At 68.2% G+C, this 21,440-nt stretch carries 19 protein-coding genes; 10 read left to right on the top strand and 9 right to left on the bottom strand.

Features of this window, described 5'->3' with window-relative positions; genetic code table 11:
- Positions 1-55: 55 nt before the first annotated feature.
- A complete protein-coding gene (lpqN, locus tag D3H54_RS23425; protein ID WP_149381614.1) occupies positions 56-769 on the bottom strand; it encodes an envelope biogenesis lipoprotein LpqN in 714 nt (237 codons plus the stop codon).
- A 241-nt stretch (positions 770-1,010) separates the two neighbouring features.
- Here lpqN and D3H54_RS23420 point away from each other — a divergent pair, with 241 nt between their 5' ends.
- Complete coding sequence (locus tag D3H54_RS23420) at positions 1,011-2,321, top strand: PE-PPE domain-containing protein (RefSeq protein WP_149381612.1); 1,311 nt, start codon at positions 1,011-1,013, stop codon at positions 2,319-2,321.
- Between the two features lie 63 nt (positions 2,322-2,384).
- Entirely contained in the window at positions 2,385-2,861 is a 477-nt protein-coding gene (locus D3H54_RS23415) for a TspO/MBR family protein (protein ID WP_115316997.1), read from the top strand.
- Here D3H54_RS23415 and D3H54_RS23410 read toward each other — a convergent pair.
- Positions 2,858-3,820: a linear amide C-N hydrolase gene (locus D3H54_RS23410; protein WP_149381610.1), complete on the bottom strand. Its 963-nt coding sequence runs from the start codon at positions 3,818-3,820 to the stop codon at positions 2,858-2,860. The genes D3H54_RS23415 and D3H54_RS23410 overlap by 4 nt on opposite strands.
- A gap of 62 nt (positions 3,821-3,882) precedes the next feature.
- On the opposite strand from D3H54_RS23410, the gene D3H54_RS23405 reads away from it, so the two are divergent.
- Positions 3,883-4,578 carry a DUF5642 family protein gene (locus D3H54_RS23405; RefSeq protein WP_286198986.1) on the top strand — a complete coding sequence of 232 codons (696 nt, stop codon included), beginning with the start codon at positions 3,883-3,885 and terminating at the stop codon, positions 4,576-4,578.
- Positions 4,579-4,597: 19 nt separating this feature from the next.
- A complete protein-coding gene (locus D3H54_RS23400; protein WP_149381608.1) occupies positions 4,598-5,257 on the top strand; it encodes a DUF5642 family protein in 660 nt (219 codons plus the stop codon).
- 2 nt (positions 5,258-5,259) lie between these two features.
- On the opposite strand, the gene D3H54_RS23395 is transcribed toward D3H54_RS23400, so the two are convergent.
- Together D3H54_RS23395 and soxR are read right to left on the bottom strand one after the other, a co-directional pair.
- Positions 5,260-5,856 carry an alpha-ketoglutarate-dependent dioxygenase AlkB gene (locus tag D3H54_RS23395; protein ID WP_149381606.1) on the bottom strand — a complete coding sequence of 199 codons (597 nt, stop codon included), beginning with the start codon at positions 5,854-5,856 and terminating at the stop codon, positions 5,260-5,262.
- Positions 5,857-5,887: 31 nt separating this feature from the next.
- Positions 5,888-6,319, bottom strand: coding sequence for a redox-sensitive transcriptional activator SoxR (gene soxR / locus D3H54_RS23390; RefSeq protein ID WP_149381604.1), 432 nt, complete (start codon positions 6,317-6,319; stop codon positions 5,888-5,890).
- 47 nt (positions 6,320-6,366) lie between these two features.
- Between soxR and arcA the strand changes: the two genes are divergently transcribed.
- The 4 genes from arcA to D3H54_RS23370 are packed head-to-tail and all read left to right on the top strand — an operon-like array spanning position 6,367 to position 12,327.
- Positions 6,367-7,572 carry an arginine deiminase gene (gene arcA / locus D3H54_RS23385; RefSeq protein ID WP_149381602.1) on the top strand — a complete coding sequence of 402 codons (1,206 nt, stop codon included), beginning with the start codon at positions 6,367-6,369 and terminating at the stop codon, positions 7,570-7,572.
- Complete coding sequence (locus D3H54_RS23380) at positions 7,545-9,023, top strand: aldehyde dehydrogenase (protein ID WP_149381599.1); 1,479 nt, start codon at positions 7,545-7,547, stop codon at positions 9,021-9,023. The genes arcA and D3H54_RS23380 overlap by 28 nt, the downstream gene beginning before the upstream one ends.
- Positions 9,020-10,765, top strand: coding sequence for a flavin-containing monooxygenase (locus D3H54_RS23375; protein ID WP_149381597.1), 1,746 nt, complete (start codon positions 9,020-9,022; stop codon positions 10,763-10,765). The genes D3H54_RS23380 and D3H54_RS23375 overlap by 4 nt, the downstream gene beginning before the upstream one ends.
- Positions 10,762-12,327 carry a flavin-containing monooxygenase gene (locus D3H54_RS23370; protein WP_149381595.1) on the top strand — a complete coding sequence of 522 codons (1,566 nt, stop codon included), beginning with the start codon at positions 10,762-10,764 and terminating at the stop codon, positions 12,325-12,327. Before D3H54_RS23375 ends, D3H54_RS23370 begins: the two co-directional genes overlap by 4 nt.
- On the opposite strand, the gene D3H54_RS23365 is transcribed toward D3H54_RS23370, so the two are convergent.
- Together D3H54_RS23365 and D3H54_RS23360 are read right to left on the bottom strand one after the other, a co-directional pair.
- On the bottom strand, positions 12,267-14,555 hold the full coding sequence (locus tag D3H54_RS23365) for a CaiB/BaiF CoA-transferase family protein (protein ID WP_149383704.1): 2,289 nt from the start codon (positions 14,553-14,555) through the stop codon (positions 12,267-12,269). The two genes, D3H54_RS23370 and D3H54_RS23365, sit on opposite strands and share 61 nt — an antisense overlap.
- Before the next feature lie 8 nt (positions 14,556-14,563).
- On the bottom strand, positions 14,564-15,715 hold the full coding sequence (locus tag D3H54_RS23360) for a Zn-dependent alcohol dehydrogenase (protein ID WP_149381593.1): 1,152 nt from the start codon (positions 15,713-15,715) through the stop codon (positions 14,564-14,566).
- Positions 15,716-15,805: 90 nt separating this feature from the next.
- Between D3H54_RS23360 and D3H54_RS23355 the strand changes: the two genes are divergently transcribed.
- Positions 15,806-16,732: an LLM class F420-dependent oxidoreductase gene (locus D3H54_RS23355; protein WP_149381591.1), complete on the top strand. Its 927-nt coding sequence runs from the start codon at positions 15,806-15,808 to the stop codon at positions 16,730-16,732.
- Between the two features lie 51 nt (positions 16,733-16,783).
- On the opposite strand, the gene D3H54_RS31305 is transcribed toward D3H54_RS23355, so the two are convergent.
- Both D3H54_RS31305 and D3H54_RS23345 read right to left on the bottom strand, forming a co-directional pair.
- Positions 16,784-17,635, bottom strand: a complete 852-nt coding sequence (locus tag D3H54_RS31305) for a hypothetical protein (protein ID WP_168214949.1) — start codon at positions 17,633-17,635, stop codon at positions 16,784-16,786.
- 127 nt (positions 17,636-17,762) lie between these two features.
- The gene (locus D3H54_RS23345; RefSeq protein WP_149381589.1) at positions 17,763-19,313 is read right to left on the bottom strand and encodes a dolichyl-phosphate-mannose--protein mannosyltransferase; all 1,551 of its coding nucleotides are present in this window, start codon (positions 19,311-19,313) and stop codon (positions 17,763-17,765) included.
- Between the two features lie 59 nt (positions 19,314-19,372).
- Here D3H54_RS23345 and rsmI point away from each other — a divergent pair, with 59 nt between their 5' ends.
- Positions 19,373-20,215: a 16S rRNA (cytidine(1402)-2'-O)-methyltransferase gene (rsmI, locus tag D3H54_RS23340; protein ID WP_149381587.1), complete on the top strand. Its 843-nt coding sequence runs from the start codon at positions 19,373-19,375 to the stop codon at positions 20,213-20,215.
- Here the strand turns inward: rsmI and D3H54_RS23335 are convergent.
- Positions 20,179-21,417: an aminodeoxychorismate synthase component I gene (locus D3H54_RS23335; protein ID WP_149381584.1), complete on the bottom strand. Its 1,239-nt coding sequence runs from the start codon at positions 21,415-21,417 to the stop codon at positions 20,179-20,181. The two genes, rsmI and D3H54_RS23335, sit on opposite strands and share 37 nt — an antisense overlap.
- Positions 21,418-21,440 lie beyond the last annotated feature (23 nt).

Genomic DNA, 21,440 nt, shown 5'->3' with positions numbered 1-21,440 from the left:
ACAAAGCGGCTGCCGGCGCGCGACGCACGCACCGACAGCCGCCTCACGACACCGATCAGGGAGTGATCGTCGTCTTCTCGTCGATGATGTTGGTGGCGTCCATCAGCGGACCCTCCTGGCCGTCCAGCGCGTCGGCATTCATCTGCAGGACGTACAGACCGTCCTGGCCGGGAATCACGACCGTCTTCTGGGCGATGATCCGCTTCTTGCTCTCTTTGGTGTAGTTGCCACCGAGCTGAACGGCGTCGAAACCGCTCAGCGTGCTCTTGTTGGCGCCGTCGCCGAGGGGCGTCCACCCCGGCAGGTTCTGCAGCTCACCCGGCGCGAACTCGAGAACCTTCTTGGGGTCGACGTTGCCGGTCAACTTCGAGACGATCGCGATGATGCTCGGCGGGTCCTGCTTGTCCTGCGGGCTGTCGAAGACGATCGCCCCATAGGCCCAGTCCGGGGTCTGCTGGCCGGCGTCCGACCACCCGGGCGGCATCGCCAGATCGATGTTGGGGGAACCGGGATCGCCACGCTTGACCGGCGTTTCGGTGATCTGGTTTTCCTTCAGGTAATCCTGGATGGTCTTGTTCGTGCCGGCGGCCGGAGCCGGACTTGCCGACGTCTCAGTGGATTTCGAGGTGGACGTCTCGGTGGACGTCGACGTCGACGTGGAGGTGGACGTCTTGCTGTCGTTCTTGCTGTCAGAACCGCACCCGACGAGCGCGAAACTCAAGGAAACGGCGGCCAGGCCCGCCGTAGCTACCGCCGTCATCTTGTTCATCGAACGAGTTCTCCTTTTGTTGTGGCGCGCTCTTTCCAGCGACCAACGAAATTCGATTGAGCAGCTTAGTGCCCTTCACAGCGAAACCACATGAAATCTTTGTGAAACCGCTTTTCCCACGGCACTGCAGAAACAGGCGCACCATGGGCTGAGGCCGCGAAATTGCAATGGCGCAGCGTGGTCGCGGTGGTGGGTCGGGTGAAGCCATCATGGGCGTTGCGCCCGGCGTGTGGGGGGCGCCATGGGCACCGTGGTGCGCTTGCTGTGCCTGGCCGTGTCGGGCGTCGTCGCGGTGGCGATGCTGACCGTCGCTGTTCAGCTGGCGGCCACCACCGCCCTGATAATGGGCGGCACGGGACACCCTCTGGTGGGTGAGTCCCGCGGTTTCATCGAGCAGTTCACGCAGGGCGCGCTCGATCTCTTCATCGCCCCCACCGGGGCGGTACGGGCCGATTCATCGGATCCCGGCACCTACCACCGGGTCGCCGTCGGCACCCCCGAACAGTTCTGGCCGGTGGCCGGCGCGGACCGTTTCGACACGTCTGTCGCGGCAGGTGCCGCTAATCTGGGCAACTGCCTGCAAGGCCGGACATCATGCGAGGCAACGCATCTCGGTGCCGACGGCCCAGCATCGGATTACGTGGTCTTCGGGTATTCGCAGAGCGCGAGGGTCGCGTCGATCGTCAAGCGGGACCTCATCGCGCAGTACCGCGCCTCCATCGGCGCGCCGCCGGCCATCTCGTTCGTGGTCGTCAGCAATCCGAACCGGCCGAACGGAGGCTTTCTCGAACGCTTCGCGGGCCTCTACATCCCCGTCCTCGGAGTCACATTCGACGGTGCGACCCCCACTGACAGCTGCGATGCCGGCGGCACCAACTGTCGATTCCTGACCGCCGACATCGCGCAGCAGTACGACGGATGGGCCGACTTCCCGCGGCGTCCGCTGAACCTGTTGGCCGACCTCAACGCGCTGGCCGGCATCGTGTACCTGCACGAGCACTACACCGTGTCCGTCGCCGGCGCGCTGAATCAGGGCACCACCGGCGACACCACGTACTACCTATTGCCAACCCGGCGCCTGCCGCTGCTCATGCCGCTGGCCCAGCTCGGCGTACCGGGACCGATCCTCGACGTCCTCGACGCACCGCTGCGGGTGATCGTCGAATGGGCCTACGACCGCACCATCAGCCCGGGCGAGCCGACGCCGGCGACGCTGAGCAATCCGAAAGACCCGGCGACCATGGTCCGCGATCTCCTCGCCGCGATCCCCGTCGGACTGGACGACGGACTGCACGCGGCTGGGTTGGGGCGTCCACTCGGAACGACGCCCGCCGGACCCTTCGGGGTCGGCGGCACACGGCTTCCCACCGCGATGCTTCCCACCGCGATGCCACCGAGCGGTCCGGCCCCCGCCACTGCCCGCGTGACCGCGCGGCCACACGGCGCCGCAGGCCTCAAACCCCGCACGCCGCAATCCCGGTCCGCGCGACCGCAGCCCGGAACCGCCACACCGGCGCACGCCGGAGTCGGTCGCCACCGAGCCCGGTTCTGACCACTGTGTGACGCCCGCCGAGGGCACGCGTTTGCAGATCTTGCGCGTGGGTAAGTTGGCGCCATGGGAAAGTCCATCGTCGCAACCTCATTGGCCACCGCCGCTGCCGCCGTGACCGGGAGCATCGCCAGCAAGGCTGGCGTCGAGACCTGGTACCCGCGGATCCGTAAACCCCGCTATGTTCCGCCGAACGCCGTGTTTCCGGTGGCGTGGACGACGTTGTACGCCGACATCGCCGTGACGTCGGCGGCGACGATCGACAAACTGCGTGACAATGGCGAAGACGCCAAGGCCCGCGCCTACATCGGCGCGCTGGGCGCCAACCTGGTGCTCAATGCCGGGTGGAGCTGGCTGTTCTTCAAGTCGCACAAGCTCGGGCCGTCAGCGGTGGCGGCCGGTGCGCTCGCGATCAGCAGTGCCGATTTGGCGCGCAGATCCGCAGCGGTGGACCCGAAGCTCGGAGCGGCGCTGGCGCCCTACCCGTTGTGGTGTTCGTTCGCGACGCTGATGTCGACCGACATCTGGCGCCTCAACCGCTAGAACGCCATCTCGCGCGGCGTGAAGCGGTCGGTGATGTCGCCGATCAGCGATTCGTCGTAGGGGTCGACGGCGACTGGCGTGTCGTCGAGCGTCAACCGGTCCATGTCGACCCACACGACGTTGGGGCTGGTGGTCAACTCGAAGAAGTACATCCGGTTGGTCAGGTCGGTCACTGTCCGGTATTCGGTGTTGTAGACGCCGAAGTCGCCATAGGGCGCGCCGAACGGAACCGACACATTGCGCATGATCGCCATCACGCTCGCAACGGCCTCGCGCTGCGAACTCGGTGTGGGCAGCAGAGCGCTGTAGTAAGCGGCGCGCTGGAACCGATCGACCGGGTTGACGTTCCCCGGCAACGGCATCTCCCGGCTCGGATGGGAAAAGTCTTGCAGGGAAAGCAGATTCAGCTGCTCGTCGTAGGTGGGATCGTTGGTCATCAACGTGAACTGGCGGCCGTGGTGGACCACCGCCTGGCCCTGGGCGAATTCGATGACCGCCGAGTCGCCACCGGCGTCCTCGAGGGCGACGTGCAGGTTGGCGTCGCGTCCGTGGGCCGACACCTTCACCAGCTGAATCTCGTCCATCAACCGAAGCGCCTCGGCCACCGTGTCCGCCTGGTCCAGCAGATACTGCAACCACAGTCCGGCCTGCACCCCGGGCTTGGCCGGGTCGCGCGGGCCGAAGTCCGTCTCGTTCAGGTACAGCCCGTGGCCCGCCAGGCCCGCCTCGTTGAGGCCGTCCACGGTGCCCAGTCCGTAGACGGTCGTCACCAGGCTGGCGTAGCGGCTGGTCCACTGCAGCGGATTCGGGTCGGCGACGATTCCGGTCGGCCGGCTGCCGTCGCGGTCCCGCCCGCGGGGAAACCCGACGATCAACGGTTGCGTGGACTCCGGCCAGTCCATCGAGCGCCCGGTGAGGACTGCTAGGTCATTGGTGTTCCACAGCACTCGAGTACACATGGCTGACACGTTAGCCCGCGAGGCACGCGCACCGGCCGAACAATCAGTGGTATCAAGGCCCCGTGCGGCGGCTGATCGTCTGCCTGACGACGACACTGTGCCTGGCGACGGGCGTCGGTCTGGCGGCGTGCGCGCAGACTGCGCCGCCGTCGTCGTCGTCGTCGTCCTCGTCGACGTCGGCACCCGGCGCCGGCGTGCTCAACCCGGCGAACATCAAACGCATCCGGTCGTCGCTTCCGGTCGGCTATGAGATCGCCGACGTGGCCGGGCCGGTGAGCGCTGCGGGCCTGTGGGGCTTCGGATCCGGATGGACGGCGGACCCGCCGCAGTGCGCGGGGCTGGCAGACCCGGCGCCCGCCGATCACGGCGCGCGCGGCTACTCGGCGTCGGGGGCGGGCGGAACCCTTTACGTCGTCGTCGCGGTGCCCGCCCAGCCGGCGCCGGATGACGCGATGGTCGATGACTGCGCCCGGTGGACGATGACGTTCGCGCACACCACCGGTGATGTGACCCTGGCGCCCGCGTCCGAAGCGCCCGGCATCGACGGTGCCCGGACCGTCGCGATGACGGTCACCACCCGCACCGTCGTCGAGTCCGGCACCGAGGTCGACGGGCAGGCCGTCACCGCGCAGGCCTACGCCGACGGCCACGTCGTCTACGTCACCCTGGTCACCGATCCCGGATCACCGCATCCGGCACTGGATTCCCGGTCCGTCGGCGAACTCCTGGTCGCTTCGGTCGCTGCCTTGCGCGGGTGAGGCAGGTACATTGGCCACGATGTTGAAACCCGGCGCGGTCGTCGCAGTGGTGTGCGCCGGACTTGTGGTCGCGTGTTCATCGGGCGCACCGGCCGGACCGAAGGCCGATATCGCCAAGGTGACGACGGTGAAGTCGAGCTTCGGTCCGGACTTCACGGTCTCCGAGGTCGCCAAGACCGGAATCGACCCGCAGGTGCTGGCCGGCCAGAAACTGCCCGACGGCCTGACCTTCGATCCGCCGTCCTGTGCGAAGTACGCCACCGGACAACTCGTGCCGCAGGGCACCCAGGGCAATATGGCCGCCGTGTCGGCCGAGGGCCAGGGCAACCGCTTCATCGTGATCGCCGTCGAAACCGATTCGGCGGTGCCGGTGACCGAACCCGGGCCGGACTGCCGCAAGGTCACCTTCAGTGGCAGCGCGATACGCGGGTTGGTGGAGTCGGTCGAGGCGCCCACGGTCGAGGGCGCCACGACGCTGGGCGTCCACCGGGTGCTGCAGGCCGTGGTCAACAACCAGGCGCGCACCGGCGAGACGTACAACTACTCCGCCCATTTCGGGGTCTATCAGGTGATCGTGAGCGCCAACCCGCTGGTCCTGCCCGACAAGCCGGTCGTGCCGGTGAACACCGGGCGGGCCCGCGATCTGCTGGTCGCCGGCGTCAACGCGATCCGCGGCTGAGCTCAGCGCACGTCGCGCGGGCGGAACTGGATGCTGATCCGCGGGCCTTTCGGCAGCGCGGTTTTGGGTACGGCGTGCTCCCAGGTGCGTTGGCACGAACCGCCCATCACCAGCAGGTCACCGTGGTGTTGCGGCAGCCGCAGCGACTGTCCGCCGCCGCGGGGCCGCAGCGCGAACACTCGGGTGGCGCCGAGGCTGACGATCGCCACCATGGTGTCCTCGGTGCTGCTGCGGCCGATGGTGTCGCCGTGCCATGCCACGCTGTCGTCGCCGTTGCGGTACAGGCACAGCCCGGCGCTGGTGAACGGCTCACCCAATTCGCCGGCGTACACATCGTTGAGGCGACGGCGCAGCTTCGTGATCGCGGGATTCGGCGGCGGCTCGGTCAGCAGATCGTGGAAGCTGACCAGGCGCGGAACGTCGAGCACCCGGTCATACATCTGCCGCCGTTCGGCGCGCCAGGCGACGTCGTGGAGCAGGGCGTCGAACAACGCATCGGCGTCGTCGACCCATGCCGAGCGCATGTCGATCCACGCGCCGGCACCGAGCTCTCGGCGCTCACTGTGCTCGAACAGTGCGCCCTGAACCGGGACAGACACAGGCTCGAGGATATCGCACGTCTGTTCGAAATCAGAGCTTCGCCGCCCCGGGACCGTGTCCGGCGAGGACGTCTTCCGGGTTGGAAAGTGCGCAGCTGCGCAGGCTCAGACAACCGCAGCCGATGCAGTCGGCGAGGTTGTCGCGCAACCGCTGCAGGTGGCCGATCCGCTCATCGAGGTCGTCGCGCCAGCCCGCCGACAGCCGCGCCCAGTCCCGGCTGGTGGGAACCCGGTCGGACGGCAAGGTGGCCAGTGCTTCGCGGACCCTGGCCAGGGGGATGCCGAGGCGCTGGGACATCCGGATGAAGGCCACCCGCCGCAGCGTGTCGCGAGAGTAACGCCGCTGGTTGCCCGACGTTCGGCGGCTGCTGATCAGGCCCTCGCGCTCGTAGAAATGCAGTGCCGAGATCGCCACACCGGCTCGCGCCGCGAGCTCGCCGGGCCCCAGTTCGTGCTCGGTCACACGTCGACGATAGATGAGCTGGCTGAGGTGTTGTTACGGTGCTATTCGTGACTGCCGCCGTACTTGGCTCCAACTCCGAGGTCGGGACGCTGCGGGTCGTCATCCTGCACCGTCCCGGCGCCGAACTGCAGCGGTTGACCCCACGCAACAACGACAAACTGCTGTTCGACGGTCTGCCGTGGGTCGCGCGGGCCCAGCAGGAACACGATGCGTTCGCCGATCTGCTGCGGTCGCGGGGCGTGGAAGTGCTGTTGCTGTCCGAACTGCTGACCGAGGCGCTCAACAGTGGGGCGGCCAGGATGCAGGGCATCTCCGCGGCGGTCGATGCGCGGCGCCTGGGACTTCCTCTGGCGCAGGAACTTTCGGCGTACCTGCGCAGCCTGGAGCCGGCGGCGCTGGCGCATGTGCTGATGGCGGGCATGACCTTCACCGAATTGCCCTCGGGCGCAACGTCGGACATGTCGCTGGTCCGGCTGATGCATCACGGCGGCGATTTCGTCATCGAGCCGCTGCCGAACCTGTTGTTCACCCGCGACTCGTCGTTCTGGATCGGCCCTCGGGTCGCGATCACCTCACTGGCGCTGCCCGCGCGGATGCGTGAGACCTCACTCACCGACCTCATCTACGCGCATCACCCGCGCTTCCTCGGTGTGCGTCGCGCCTACGAATCGCACACGGCGCCGGTGGAAGGCGGAGACGTGCTACTGCTCTCGCCTGGCGTGGTGGCCGTCGGCGTCGGCGAGCGCACCACCCCGGCGGGTGCGGAAGCGTTGGCGCGCAGCCTGTTCGATGACGGATTGGCCCACACGGTGCTGGCCGTTCCGATCGCCCAGGAGCGGGCCCAGATGCACCTGGACACCGTCTGCACGATGGTCGACGTCGACGCAGTGGTGATGTACCCGGCGATCAGTGACTCGCTGTCGGCGTTCACCATCAAACGCACACCCGACGGGGTGAAAATCCTCGACGAGGCGCCGTTCGTGAAGGCGGCCGCCGACGCGATGGGAACCGCGTTGCGGGTGATCGACACCGGGCTGGACCCGGTGACCGCCGAACGCGAGCAGTGGGACGACGGCAACAACACCCTCGCGGTGGCCCCCGGCGTCGTCGTCGCCTACGAACGCAACACCGAAACCAATGCCCGGCTGCAGGATTCGGGTATCGAAGTGCTGCCGATCGCCGCCTCCGAGCTCGGCACCGGCCGCGGCGGTCCGCGGTGCATGTCATGTCCGGTGGCCCGGGACCCGCTGTGACCGATCTGCTGGTCGACGGGAAGCTGGTGCCCGGCGGGGCGGGCACGTTCGGCACCGTCAATCCGGCCACCGAGGAGCAGATCGGGCTGGCAGCCGACGCCGACAACGCGGACATGGACCGTGCGATCGCCGCCGCGCGCGTCGCGTTCGACCACGGCGACTGGGCCCGTGATGTGGCGCTGCGCGTGCATTGCCTTCGCCAGTTGCGTACGGCTCTGATCGCGGAGATCGAGGAACTGCGCTCGGTGACCGTTGCCGAGGTGGGCGCGCCGGTGACCTTCACGCACGGTTCACACCTGGAAGGCCCGGTCAATGATCTGGCCTTCCCCGCCGACACCGCCGAAAGCTATTCGTGGAAAACCGATCTCGGGGTGGCATCCCCGATGGGTATCGCGACGCAGCGCTGGGTGGTCCGTGAGCCGTACGGCGTCGTCGGCGCGATCACACCGTTCAACTTCCCGCATCAGATCAACCTCGCCAAGCTGGGGCCGGCGCTGGCGGCAGGCAACACCGTGGTCCTCAAGCCCGCTCCCGAGACACCGTGGTGCGCCGCCCACATCGGCCGGATCATCGCCGAACACACCGACTTCCCGCCGGGTGTGGTCAACATCGTGACCGCAGGCGATCCGCGACTGGGTGCGCAGCTGTGCGGGGACCCCCGAGTGGACGTGGTGTCGTTCACCGGGTCGACAACCACCGGTACCGCGGTGATGGCCGCCGCAGCCGGCAACATCACCAAGGTCTTCCTCGAACTCGGCGGCAAGTCGGCGTTCGTCGTGCTGGACGACGCCGATCTGGGCCGGGCATGCGGCGCGGCTGCCGTCGCGGTCTCCCGGCACGCCGGCCAGGGCTGCGCGTTCACCACCCGGTTGCTGGTGCCGCGCAACCGATACGACGAGGCCGTGGATGCCACCGCCGCGGCGATGGGCGGTATCGCGGTCGGCGACCCGACCGATCCCGCGACGGTGTGCGGCCCGCTGATCTCGGCGCGTCAGCGGGACCGCGTGCAGGGCTATCTCGACCTGGCACTGGATGAAGGCGGCTCCTTTGCCTGCGGCGGAGGTCGTCCTGGCGGGCTGGACCGCGGATATTTCATCGCGCCCACGGTGATTCGCGGCCTCGACAATTCGGCACGAGTGGCGCGCGAGGAGATCTTCGGCCCGGTGCTGGTGGTGCTGGCGCATGACGGTGACGACGACGCCGTCGCCATCGCCAACGACTCGCCCTACGGGCTGTCCGCGGCGGTGTGGAGTTCCGACCCGGAGCGGGCGGCCTCGGTGGCTGCGCGGTTGCGGACCGGAACGGTCAGTGTCAATGGGGGAGTGTGGTATTCGGCCGACACCCCGTTCGGCGGCTACAAGCAGTCGGGCAACGGCCGCGAGATGGGTGTGGCCGGCTTCTCCGAGTACCTCGAGACCAAAGTCATCGCCACCGCGGTGGGTACGGCGTGACCGGACTGCCGTTCGATCCCGAGGCGCTGCGCGCCCGTTATGCGCGGGAGCGCGAGATCCGGTTGCGCCCCGACGGTATCGGTCAGTACGTCGAGGTGGCCGGTGCCTTCGCCGGCTTCGCATCCGACCCGTGGTCCGGTGCGCCCGAGCCGCGCGAGCCGGTCACCGACGAGGTCGACGTCGCGATCATCGGCGCCGGGTTCGGCGGTCTTCTGACCGGTGCCCGGCTGCGGGAACTCGGCATCGCCGACATCAGGCTGATCGACAAGGCAGCCGACGTCGGCGGCACCTGGTACTGGAACCGATACCCCGGCATCGCCTGCGACGTCGAGTCCTACGTCTACATGCCGCTGTTGGAGGAAGTCGGTTATCTGCCGACCGAGAAGTACGCCAAGGGCCCGGAGATCTTCGCGCACTGCCGGCGCATCGCGGAGCACTACGACCTCTATCGCAATGCCCTCCTGCACACCGAGGTCCGCCGGATCCGGTGGGACGAGCGGAGCGAGCGGTGGATCGTGGACACCGATCGCGGTGACGCGATCCGCGCCCGGTTCGTCTCGATGGCCAACGGGTACCTGCAGAAGCCGAAACTCCCGGGCATCCCCGGCATCGCGTCGTTCGCCGGGCATACCTTCCACACCAGCCGGTGGGATTACGACTACACCGGGGCAGACCTGGAACTGTTGGCCGACAAGCGGATCGGGATCATCGGTACCGGTGCGACGGCCGTGCAGTGCGTCCCACACCTGGCGCGCGCCGCCGGTCATCTCTCGGTGTTCCAGCGCACCCCGTCATCGGTCGACGTCCGCGCCAACCGGCCCACCGATGCACAATGGGCCGCGACGCTGACGCCTGGCTGGCAACGGCGCCGCATCGAGAACTTCCAGCAGCTCACCGCCGGCGGCGACGCCGACGAGGACCTGGTGGCCGACGCCTGGACCAGCATCGTCAAGACGCTGCTGGTGATGCAGGATGGCGAGCTGGCCGACTTCGCGAAGATGGAGGAGGTCCGCGCCCGCGTCGACGCGATCGTGGCCGATCCGGACACCGCCGAGGCGCTCAAACCGTGGTACGGCTACTTCTGCAAGCGGCCGTGCTTCCACGACGACTACCTGGCAACGTTCAACCGCCCCAACGTGACTCTGGTCGACACCCACGGCCGCGGCGTGGACCGCATCACCGAACGCGGCGTCATGGTCGACGGTGTCGAGCATCCACTCGACTGCCTGATCTTCGCGACCGGATTCGAGGTGGGCACCGAGTACGCGCGACGCACCGGGTTCGAGGTGCTCGGCCGCGACGGCCTCACATTGACCGACAAGTGGTGTGACGGAGTCCGGACGCTACACGGCTTGATGGTCGCCGGGTTCCCCAACCTCTTCGTCGAGAGCATCGCGCAGTCGGGCTTCACGGTGAACTTCCCCTACCTGCTCGACGTCCAGGCCACCCACGTCGCATGGATCATCGCCGAGAGCTTGGCCCGCAACGTGACCCGCGTCGAATCGACGGCGGCCGCCGAGGACAACTGGGTGGACATCGTGGTTGGCAGATCCGCGGGGACCGCCGACCGCGCCAGGAACTGCACCCCGGGGTACTACAACCGGGAAGGCATGGCCAACGCCACCACCCGGCAGGGTAGCTTTTTCTACGGCACCCCAACCGAATACGCCGACATACTGGCCGCGTGGCGGGCGGCCGGCACGCTCGACGGGCTCGAGATCTCGCGCGGTGCCGGGAGATGAAAGCTCGATACCTGACCGGCCGGCTGCGGGCAGTGGTGCGGCGGCGATCACCGCGGGTGGCGATCATCGGCGCCGGGTTCGGCGGGCTTGCCGCGGCGGTCGCGTTGCGGCGCATCGGTATCGACGACATCGCGATCATCGAACGCTGTGACGGAGTCGGCGGAACCTGGCGGCTGAACACCTACCCCGGTGCGGCGTGCGACATCCAGAGCCACCTCTACTCGTTCTCGTTCGCGCCCAACCGGAACTGGAGCCGCACCTACGCCCGGCAGCCGGAGATCCTGGCCTACCTGGAGTCGGTGGCCAAGGACTTCGATCTGGAGCGGCACCTGCTGACCGGCACCGCGGTGCGGAGCCTGCGCTGGAGCGAAGGCGCGCAACAGTGGGATCTCGACCTCGAATCAGTCAGTACCGGAAGCGGTTTCGCGTTCTACGCCGACGTGGTGATCAGCGCGGTGGGGTTGTTCGGTGAGCCCAAGCTGCCCGATATCGACGGGTTGACGGACTTCGGCGGTTCGATCATGCACACGGCGCGGTGGGATCCGCGCGCCGACGTCACCGGCTGCCGGGTGGCGGTCATCGGCACGGGAGCCAGTGCGGTGCAGATCGTTCCGGAGCTGGCCAGGGACGCCGCCCAGCTGACGGTCTTCCAGCGCACACCGCCGTGGATGGTGCCCAAGGACGATCGTGCCTTCACCGCCGGTGAGCTCGACCGCTTCCATCGCATCCCCTGGGCCGGGCGCCGTGAGCGGTGGCGGCTGTGGAAGGAACAGCACGACAACACCGCGCTGCGAATCGACGACCCCAGGGTGACGGGGAGACAGCACATCGCCGAAGAGTTCCTGCGCCGCAACGTCACCGACGAACAGCTCCGCGACGCGCTCACCCCGGACTACCCGTTCCGCTGCAAGCGAGTGCTGCTCGGCGGCGACTACTACGCCGCACTGCAGCGGGACAACGTGTCATTGGTGACCGAGCCCATCGAGAAGGTCACCGAGAATGCGGTGTGCACCGCGTCGTCGACGACCGAGGCTGACGTCATCGTGCTGGCCACCGGATTCCAGACCAGCCGCTACCTCGCCGGCATCGAGGTCACCGGCGTCGGGGGACAGTCGCTGCACGAGCGTTGGGGCGAGGACCCCAGCGCCTACCTCGGCGTCGCGGTGAGCGGCTTCCCGAATTTCCTGATGTTGTACGGGCCCAACACCAATCAGGGTGGCAACTCGATCGTTTACATCCTGGAGGCCGGAGCCCGGCTGGCCGCCGACGCGGTGGCGCGCCTGCGCCGCAAGGGCGGCACGCTGGAGGTGAACCCGGACGCCGAACGGCGATTCAACGACGAGATCTCCGCCGAACTCGAACAGACGGTGTGGACGCAGTGCGGCAGCTATTTCCGCTCACCCGATGGTCGCATCGTCACGCAATGGCCCTACACCGAGATCGAATACGCCCGCCGCACCTGGAGAGTGAAGCCCGGTGACTGGATCCACCGGACGGGCGGTCACAGGCCGAGCGGCCAGGACCCGATCACGTCGTCGGCCTCCAGGCGGGCCAGGTCCTGATCGGTCAAGCCCAGCGTGCCGCCGAGGATGTCCGCGTTGTGCTGACCCAGTAGCGGAGCCGCCTCGGCGACGAAGTGCCCGGTGACCGGCGGCCGTGGGTAGGGCAGTGGTCCGCACAACGGGTGTGACACCGTCTGGAAGAACCCACGTGCCTGCAGCGAGGGGTTGTCGATCACGTCGGGCGGCTGCAGAACGGGTGCCGCGGGTATCCCGGCGGCGAGCAGTGCTCCGACGGCCTCGTCTCGGGGCCGGGTCGCAAGCCACTCGGCGAGATGGCCGTCGATGAGGTCGCCGGCGTCGGCGGTGTAGGTGATGTTGTGAGCCCAGTCCGGTTGACCGAGAAGCGCTGTGAGCGCGGTCCAGTCGGAGTCGTGGCGGATACTGACCGCCGCCCACTGGTCATCCCCGGCGCAGGCGTAGACGTTTTGCACGGCGAACTCGTGCCCGCGGTTGCCGCGGCGGGTCAGCAGCACGCCGGCGGCGTCCCGTTCGATGACCTGCAGCGCACTGGCGTTGAGCACCACGTCGATCATCGGCACCTCGATCAGCTGCCCCTGCCCGGTGCGCCGGCGGTGCTCCAGAGCCGCGAGGGTGAGGAACGCGGCGTGCACTCCGGCCAGGGGGTCGCACGCGCCGCGCGGTGCGGTCGGCAGGCCGTCGGGATAGCCGGTGATCCAGGCCAGCCCGGCGAGCTGCTCCATCGTCATCGCGAAGCCCACTCGATCGCGCCACGGGCCGTCGAGCCCGAACCCGGGCATGCGGACCTCGATGATCTGCTCGTTGAATCCGCGCAGCGCCTCGTAGCCCAGGCCGAAGTTCTCCATCACCCGGGGCGTGAAATTCTCGATCACCACGTCGGCCTCGGCGACCATCCGGCCGAAAAGCGCTCTGCCATAGTCGGATTCCAGGTCCAGGGTCACTGAGCGCTTGCCGGAGTTGACGCCGTGGAAGACCCAGCTGTACTCCCACCACCGTTCGACGTCCGCGCGGAACCCGCCGGCGAAGCGCATCCCGTCCGGGCGCTGCACCGACTCGATCTTCACCACGTCGGCACCGAGCATCGCCAGCAGATGGGTGGCGGCCGGGCCGGCCCAGAACGCGGTCAGATCCACGATCCGGACGCCGTCGAGCGGCAGGCCCGTGCGGTCCGGCTTCCCCCGTGGCGTCCAGTCGCCCGCGGTGTCACCGACAGCCGGCGGCAGCGCCGGCGGTAGCGGGGGCGTGCGGCTCATCCGCCACGGCGGGCCCGGCGCCCGGAATCCGGCGGGATGATCGACGAACGACTTCCGTGCGACGAAATGATCCATCCCGTGCAGGGTTTCACCGTTGCCGATGGCCGCCATCGGAATCCGGAACAGCTCGGCCAGTTCGACGATCTCCGCGACGGTATGGGTGGCGAACCAGTCGCCGATTCGGGCCCGGATGAGGTCGCGCTGTTCCCAGCGGCCGACCTGGAATCGCAGCTCGGGAACGTCGGCCAGGTCGGGGCATTCGACCATGGCGCAGAAGTCCTGCCACTGCTGGCCGGTCGCCATCGAAATTCCGACGTAGCCGTCCTTGGCGCGCTCCACGGACGGCACTTCGGTCGAACGCCCGACCACCTCGAGGAGCATCAATTCCTTACGCAGCCAGGAGAACACCTGCATCGACGTGGTCATCGCTTCGAGCACTGACATGTCGAAGCTGCCACCGCCGCGGTGCGCGGCGAGTGCGAAGAACGCGGCGTAGCTACCGGCGATGAATTCGCCCAGGTCGCCGCCGACGGCGATCGGCGGCCGTTCCGGCTCTCCCCGTGACCCGGTCGAGCCACACCAGGCTTGCATGGTGAACTCGGTGGCAGGCAGCTCCGTCCACGGACCACTCCAGCCGAAGTTCGACACGGTGACAATCGGCGTTGTGCAGCAGGCGATCTCGTTCGACCCGAGGCCCAACTCGGTGGCCTGCTGCGGGGTGGCGCCGAGGATGACGATGTCGGCGGAGTCCAGCAGGGCGGTGGTGACCGACGGCGCGGCGATGCTGCGCTTGCCGCCGGCCAGGAACGAGAAGAACGGGCTGTCACCGTCGGACGGTGCGACACCGTCGGGTCGGTATCGGCGCAGTCGGTGACCGGTGGGCGGTTCGACCATCGTCACCTCGGCGCCGGCGTCGCGCAGCAGCTTTCCGCAGTAGGCGGTGGCGATGCGGTCGCCGATCTCGAGCACCCGGATACCCGACAGGGGAGATGACACGGGAGCGCTCACGCGATCCCGAAGTCGATGACGCCGCGAATCAGGCGGCCCTGCATCAGGTCGTCGAACGCGTCGTTGATGTCGTCAAGGCGGTAGCGTGTGGTGATCATCTCGTCGAGGCGCAGCTGACCTGCGCTGTACATGCCTGCCAGCAGCGGGATTTCGGAACGCGGGTTGCACGAGCCGAACACAGTTCCGCACAGGGTCTTGTTCATCAAGACCAGGTCTTGGATGTCGAGGTGTACCGGCAGCGGGCCGGACGGCGCCATACCGGTCAGCACACAGGTGCCGCCCTTGCGGGTGAGCGCCAGCGCGTCGCGCACATCGTCACCGGTGATGTCCGACGGTGCGACGACCACGCAGTCCGCCATCACCCCACGCGTCAGGTCCCGAACCAGGTCTTTCGCATCGGCCGCCCAGACCGCCGTGTGGGTTGCCCCGAAGGCGACAGCCGACTTACGTTTGTTCTCAAGGGGATCCACCGCAACGATCGTCGTAGCACCGTTGATCCGGGCGCCCTGGATGGCGGCGGTGCCGATGCCGCCGGCACCGATCACCACCACGGTGTCACCGCCGCGCACGCCCCCGCGACGGGCCGCCGAGCCGTAGCCGGTCGGGATCGCGCACGCCAGCAGCGCCGCGGGCACCAGCGGGATGTCCGGGTCGATCTTCACCAGCGAATCCGCCGCGACGACAGTGTGTTCGGCGAAGGCGCCGATCTTGGAGGTGTGGCCGACGTCGTGGCCGTCGAGGGTGTGGTGGCGGAATGTGCCGTCGGTCGGCATGCCCGGTGTCAGCACGCCGGCGCCCTTGTCGCACAGGTACTCCATGCCCGATGCGCACCAGCGGCAGTGGCCGCACACCGCGACGAAGGAGGTCACCACATGGTCGCCGGGAGCCAGCCCGGTGACACCGGGGCCGACCTCGACGACCACGCCCGAACCCTCGTGGCCCCCGATGGTCGGGGGACGTGACGTCGGGGCATCCCTTGGTCCGGAGGGCGGTGACATGAAGCCGTTGCGGATGTGGTCGTCGGAATGGCACAGCCCGGCGGCGGCCATCTGCACCAGCACCTCGCCGGAGCGCGGGGGATCGAGCTCGAAATCCTCGACCGACCATGAGCCGCCGACCTCACGGACGATCGCGGCACGGCTTTTCATGGCTCCGACCTTACGGCGCGGCCTATTCCCGGGTTCGCGGAGAGTGAAACGGGGCGCGCGCTCCGCTTAGTCGGGGTTAGGTTCACAGACGTGGCAATCAAACTTGGACTTCAGATCCCCAACTTCTCCTACGGCACCGGCGTCGCCGAGCTGTTTCCGACCGTGATCGCGCAGGCCCAGGAGGCCGAAGCCGCCGGGTTCGACTCCGTCTTCGTGATGGACCACCTCTATCAACTACCCGGGCTCGGTGCGCCTGAGGAGCCGATGCTGGAGGCCTACACCGCGCTGGGCGGGCTGGCGACGGCGACGAACCGGGTTCAGCTCGGCACGCTCGTCACCGGCAACACCTATCGCAACCCGGCCCTGCTGGCCAAGGAGATCACCACCCTCGACGTGATGAGCCAGGGCCGGGCGGTTCTCGGCATCGGCACCGGCTGGTTCGAACTCGAGCACGACTCGCTGGGCTACGAGTTCGGCACCTTCACCGACCGGTTCAACAAGCTGCACGAAGCGTTGGACATCATCCTGCCGATGCTCAAGGGCGAGCGAGTGACGGTGGACGGAAAGTACTACCAAACCAAGGAGGCGTTCGCCAATCCGCGCTTCCGCGACCACATCCCGCTGATGATCGGCGGCAGCGGCGAGAAGAAGACAATCCCGTTGGCTGCCAAGCACTTCGATCACCTGAACATCATCGCCGGCTTCGACGAGCTGCCCCGCAAGGTTCAGGTGGTCGCCGACGCGTGCGAGAAGATCGGCCGCGACCCCGCCACATTGGAGACCAGTGTGCTCGCGATCGCGCTCATCGACGAAAACATCACCGCCGACATGATCCCGGACGACTTCAAGCAGCAGGCTGTCTTCGGCAACCCGGAGCAGATCGCCGACCAGATCAAGACCAAGGTGCTCGACGCGGGCGTCGACGGCGTCATCCTGTCCGCTGCGACGATCAGCGGGTACAAGCCCGGTGGCGTCGCCGCGATCGGCGAACTGCTGAAGCCGCTGCTGGGGCTCTAAAACCTCGGTGAGATCGACACCATGGCTGTTCGTCGGCCGGAATGACGACCCTCACGCAGGTCTCGCCAGTGAGAGTCGCCGGCGGGTGAAGGCGTTGTCTACGCGGTGAAGGATGTACGCGCGGCTGTGCTCCTTCACCACGCGGATGATCAGCCAGCCCATGGCCTCGAGCATGTCGTAGCGGCTGATGTCGCGAACGTGTTGGCCGCGATCGGACTGGTGGTGCGCACCCTCGTACTCCAGTCCGATCTTCGGTTCATCCCAGCCCAGGTCGATGAACGCCGTTGTGTAGCCGTCCGAGACCGGAATCTGAGTGGCGGGGCGAGGGTATCCCGCGTCGATCAACAGCAGCCTCAGCCAGGACTCTCGTGGCGACTGGGCGCCGGAATCCATGAGCGATACCGAGTTTCGCGCTTGTCGGATACCTCGTGCTCCCGGGTAGCGATCGGCAAGCGAGAGCACGGCGGCAGGGTCGATTCCGGTAGCCGCGGCCAGAGCGTCGAGGTGGACTACGGCCTCGCCTCGCCCCAGGTGGCGAGCGAGGTCGAGCGCGGTGCGCTCCGGCGTCGTGACGACAAGGTCTGCCATCGGCCCGCACTCGCCCACGCGGATGCGTTCCTCGCGCACGATGACGCCGGTCTGGCGGCGTCGGGCATGGCCGATCAGCTCGATGGGTACGGTCGCGGGGACCCATGAAGCCCCGTGGAGTGCGGCCGCCGCCCGCCCGGCGATGATGCCGTCCGGCACCCACAGCGCAGCAGCCCTCGTGCGTACGTCGAGGGTGCGCTCGCATCCCTTCGGGATGTACACGTCCGGATGTAGTGCGACGTAGTTCCAGCGCAGCTGGCCCCGCGTGAGCAGCCCGCCGGCGATTGCGGCACTTCCGATGATCGGCGACGACATGACCGCATGCTGCGGCGCGGGATCAGAACCTACTAGTCAGGACCGCGAAATCGACCTCAGGGCTGTGGAAATCTGGGAATCACGACCTTGCTGTCGATCTCGCGCTGCGGATAACCGCATATCCGCTCTAGCGCCAGCTGGGCAGCCAGATCTCCATGTTCCACGTCGCCTGCGAGATCGGCACGCCGGTCAGCACCGGGTAGAGCCAGGCGAAGTTCGTGATCACCAGCGCGATGTAGCAGCTCACCGCGATCAGCCCGAGCGTTCGCCGCTCGGCATTCTGATTGCGCGCGTGCAGGATGTCGCCGAGGATCAGCGCAATCGCCATGACCAGGAACGGCGCCATCGGCACCGCGTAGAAGAAGTACATCTGCCGGTCGATGTCGGCGAACCAGGGCAGGAATCCGGCGCTGTAACCGGTGAGCACGACGGCGTAGCGCCAGTCGCGTCGAATGAACGCGCGCCACACCGCGTAGAACAGGACCGGCACCGCCAGCCACCACATGGCGGGGGTGCCGACCAGCATCACGGCCTTCACGCAGGAGGCGGCGCCGCAGCCCGGGACGTTCTGGTTGTCGATTGCATACAGCACCGGCCGCAACGACATCGGCCACGTCCACGGCTTGGACTCCCACGGGTGGTGGTTGCCGTTCGCGTTCGTCAGCGTCGAATGGAAGTGATACGCCTTGTACGTGTAGTGCCACAGCGACCGGATCGCATCCGGCGGCTGATACCACTGCCGCTCGCCGATCGACTGGCCCACCTCGTACCGATTGACAGCGGTCTCGGAGGAAAACCACCACGCGTACGACGCGAGGTACACCGCGAACGGAATCGCCAGGAACACATAGGCGGTCGGCCCGACGTCGCGGCGGATCGTGCCGAACCAGGGCCGCGGCACCCGGTAGGCGCGCCGGGCGGCGATGTCGAACGCCAGCGACATCGCGCCGAAGAACACGATGTAGTACAGCCCCGACCACTTCGTCGCGAACGCCAGACCCAGCAGCACCCCCGCGCCGAAGCGCCACCACCGCACCCCGAGACGGGGACCCCACGGCGTCTCGGCGATGCGCCCTTCCAGCAGGGCGTTGTGCATTCGCTCGCGGACCTGGTCGCGGTCGACGATCAGCGCCCCGAACGCCGCGACCACGAAGAAGGTCTGGATGCCGTCGAGCAGGGCGGTGCGCGCCGCGACGAAACTCACCCCGTCGGCGATCAGCAGCAGCCCGGCCATCGATCCGACCAGCGTCGAGCGACTGATCCGCCGCACGATCCGAACCACCAGCAGGACCAGCATCACGCCCAGCAGTGCGGTGGTGAACCGCCAGCCCACTCCGTTGAAGCCGAAGATCGCCTCGCCCAATGCGATCATCTGCTTGCCCACCGGCGGGTGCACCACCAGCCCGAAGCCGGGGTTGTCCTCGACGCCGTAGTTGGACAGCATCTGCCAGGCCTGCGGCGCGTAGTGCTTCTCGTCGAAGATCGGGGTGCCCGCGTCGGTGGGCGAAGCCAGGCTCATCAACCGGGTCAGCGCTGCCAGCGCGGTGATGATCGCGGTGGCAACCCAGCCTTCGATGCGGTCGACCGGGCCGAAGTCGGCGACCGGCACCAACGGTCCCGGGCTGATGACGGGCACATGCCGTTCGTGCACGGCGAGGTCATCGGCTGTCGTGGACATCGCCTGCGATCGTATTCTGTCGACGTGCCGATCCCCGAGTCGCTTCACTCCTGCCCGCCGTGACCGCCGGCCGACTGATCCTCGGTGCGACGCCGCTGGGTCAGCCGGGGGACGCCTCGAAACGACTGGTCGACGCCCTCGCGACCGCCGACGTGGTGGCCGCCGAGGACACTCGGCGGGTGCGCTCCCTGGCGCAATCCCTGGATGTGCGGATCGCCGGGCGGGTGGTCAGCCTGTTCGACCAGAACGAGGCGGCCCGGGTTCCCGCGCTGCTCGACGACATCAAGGCGGGCGCCACCGTGCTGGTGGTCAGCGACGCCGGGATGCCGCTGATCAACGACCCCGGCTATCGGATGGTGACGGCGTGCATCGACGAGGGCGTGCTTGTCACCTGCCTGCCCGGCCCGTCGGCGGTCACCACCGCATTGGCGGTGTCCGGGCTGCCGTCGGACCGGTTCTGTTTCGAGGGATTCGCCCCGCGCAAGCAGTCCGCGCGACGGACCTGGCTGGCCGGCTTGGCCGCCGAGCAACGCACCTGCGTGTTCTTCGAATCTCCCCGGCGGCTGGCCGACTGCCTGCGTGACGCGGTCGACGAACTCGGTGCGGACCGTCGGGTGGTGGTGTGCCGGGAGCTGACGAAAGTGCACGAGGAGATCCTGCGCGGCACGCTGGCCGAGCTGGCGGAGTGGGCAGACGACAAGGTGCTCGGCGAGATCACCGTGGTGCTCGCCCCCGCGGTTCCGACCACCGACCTGCCGACGCTGGTCGCCGAGGTCGAGGCGCTGGTCGCCGATGGAATGCGGGTCAAGGACGCCTGCGGCCAGGTGGTCGAGACCCACCCGGGCGCACCGTCGAAACGGGAGCTTTACGAGGCGGTGCTGCGGACGCGCGACCCAGCGTGAACCACTGCGGCGGCCTTGTCGAGGCATTCCTGCCATTCGGCTTTCGCGTCGGAGTCGGCCGTGATCCCGCCGCCGACGCCAAGTACGGCCGCCCCGGTCGCATCGAATTCGACGGTGCGGATCGCCACGTTCAGTTCGGTGCCCGCAATCGGGGAGGCCATCCCCAGCGTCCCGCAGTACACCCCGCGGCGGCGGGGTTCCCACTGTGAAAGCAATTGCCGGGCACGGGTTTTCGGAGTTCCGGTCACCGACGCCGGTGGGAAGGTCGCGGCCAGCAGCGCGGTGTTGGGGATCTCGGGGCGGACCTTGGCCGTCACCGTCGACACCAGGTGCCACACGCCGGGTGCGGCCCGTACCGTCAGCAGTTCGGCGACGGTGACGGTGCCGGTGTCAGCGACCCGGCCGAGGTCGTTGCGCACCAGATCCACGATCATGATGTTCTCGGCGACGTCCTTGACCGACGCCCGCAGTTCGTCCGGTGGCCGGTGCAGCGGCAGGGTGCCCTTGATCGGGCTGGACGCCACGTCGTCGCCGGTCCGGCGCAGGAACAGCTCCGGTGACAGCGAGGCCACCGCGCCCCAGTTGCCGGCCAGGTAGGCGGCCCGCGCCGGCGTGGTCCGGGTGACCGCGTCGGCGAAGAACTCCAGCGACGAGCCGCGCAGCGTGCCGGTGAACTGCGTGCATACGCAGGCCTGGTACACCTCGCCGGCTTCGATCGCCGCCAGGCAGTCCAGCACGCCGTCCTGGTGACTCGCGAAATCCGGTTCTGCCCAATCGATTTCGTAGGCGTCCGGCGGCGGCGGGGATGACAATGCATCGGCCACCCATCCCGCGATCGTTGCGGCGGACAGGCTTTCGTGCCACCAGCAGCCGTCGCGGTCCAATCGCAGCACGCTGTCGGTCCAGCCGCCGGCCGCCTCGGGAATTCGCGGCGGCGCGCCGTCGGCCGCGGCGTCGGGATAGGAGAGGTAACCGATCCAGCCGCCACCGACCGCGTCACCGCGGTGGCCCGGCGACACCGGGAACACCGCGTCGGACTCGACCGCCCGCGCCGAGAGGGTGGGGGCGATCACCGCACCGGCGCCGAACCATTCACCGACCAGCGCGGCGGGCGGCGCCAGTCCGCGCCGGCGGGCGGCACCGGCCACGGCGCGCAGAACGTCGGCGGCGGTGCCGAGGTCCCCGAGCCGGTCGATGCGCATCGCCATAGCCTGACGCCTGCGGT

Source organism: Mycobacterium sp. ELW1 (assembly GCF_008329905.1).
In the GTDB taxonomy this organism is placed as follows: Bacteria; Actinomycetota; Actinomycetes; order Mycobacteriales; family Mycobacteriaceae; genus Mycobacterium.
The sequence above is the reverse complement of the archived record's forward strand: the minus strand, read 5'-3'. Positions and strand labels throughout refer to the sequence as shown.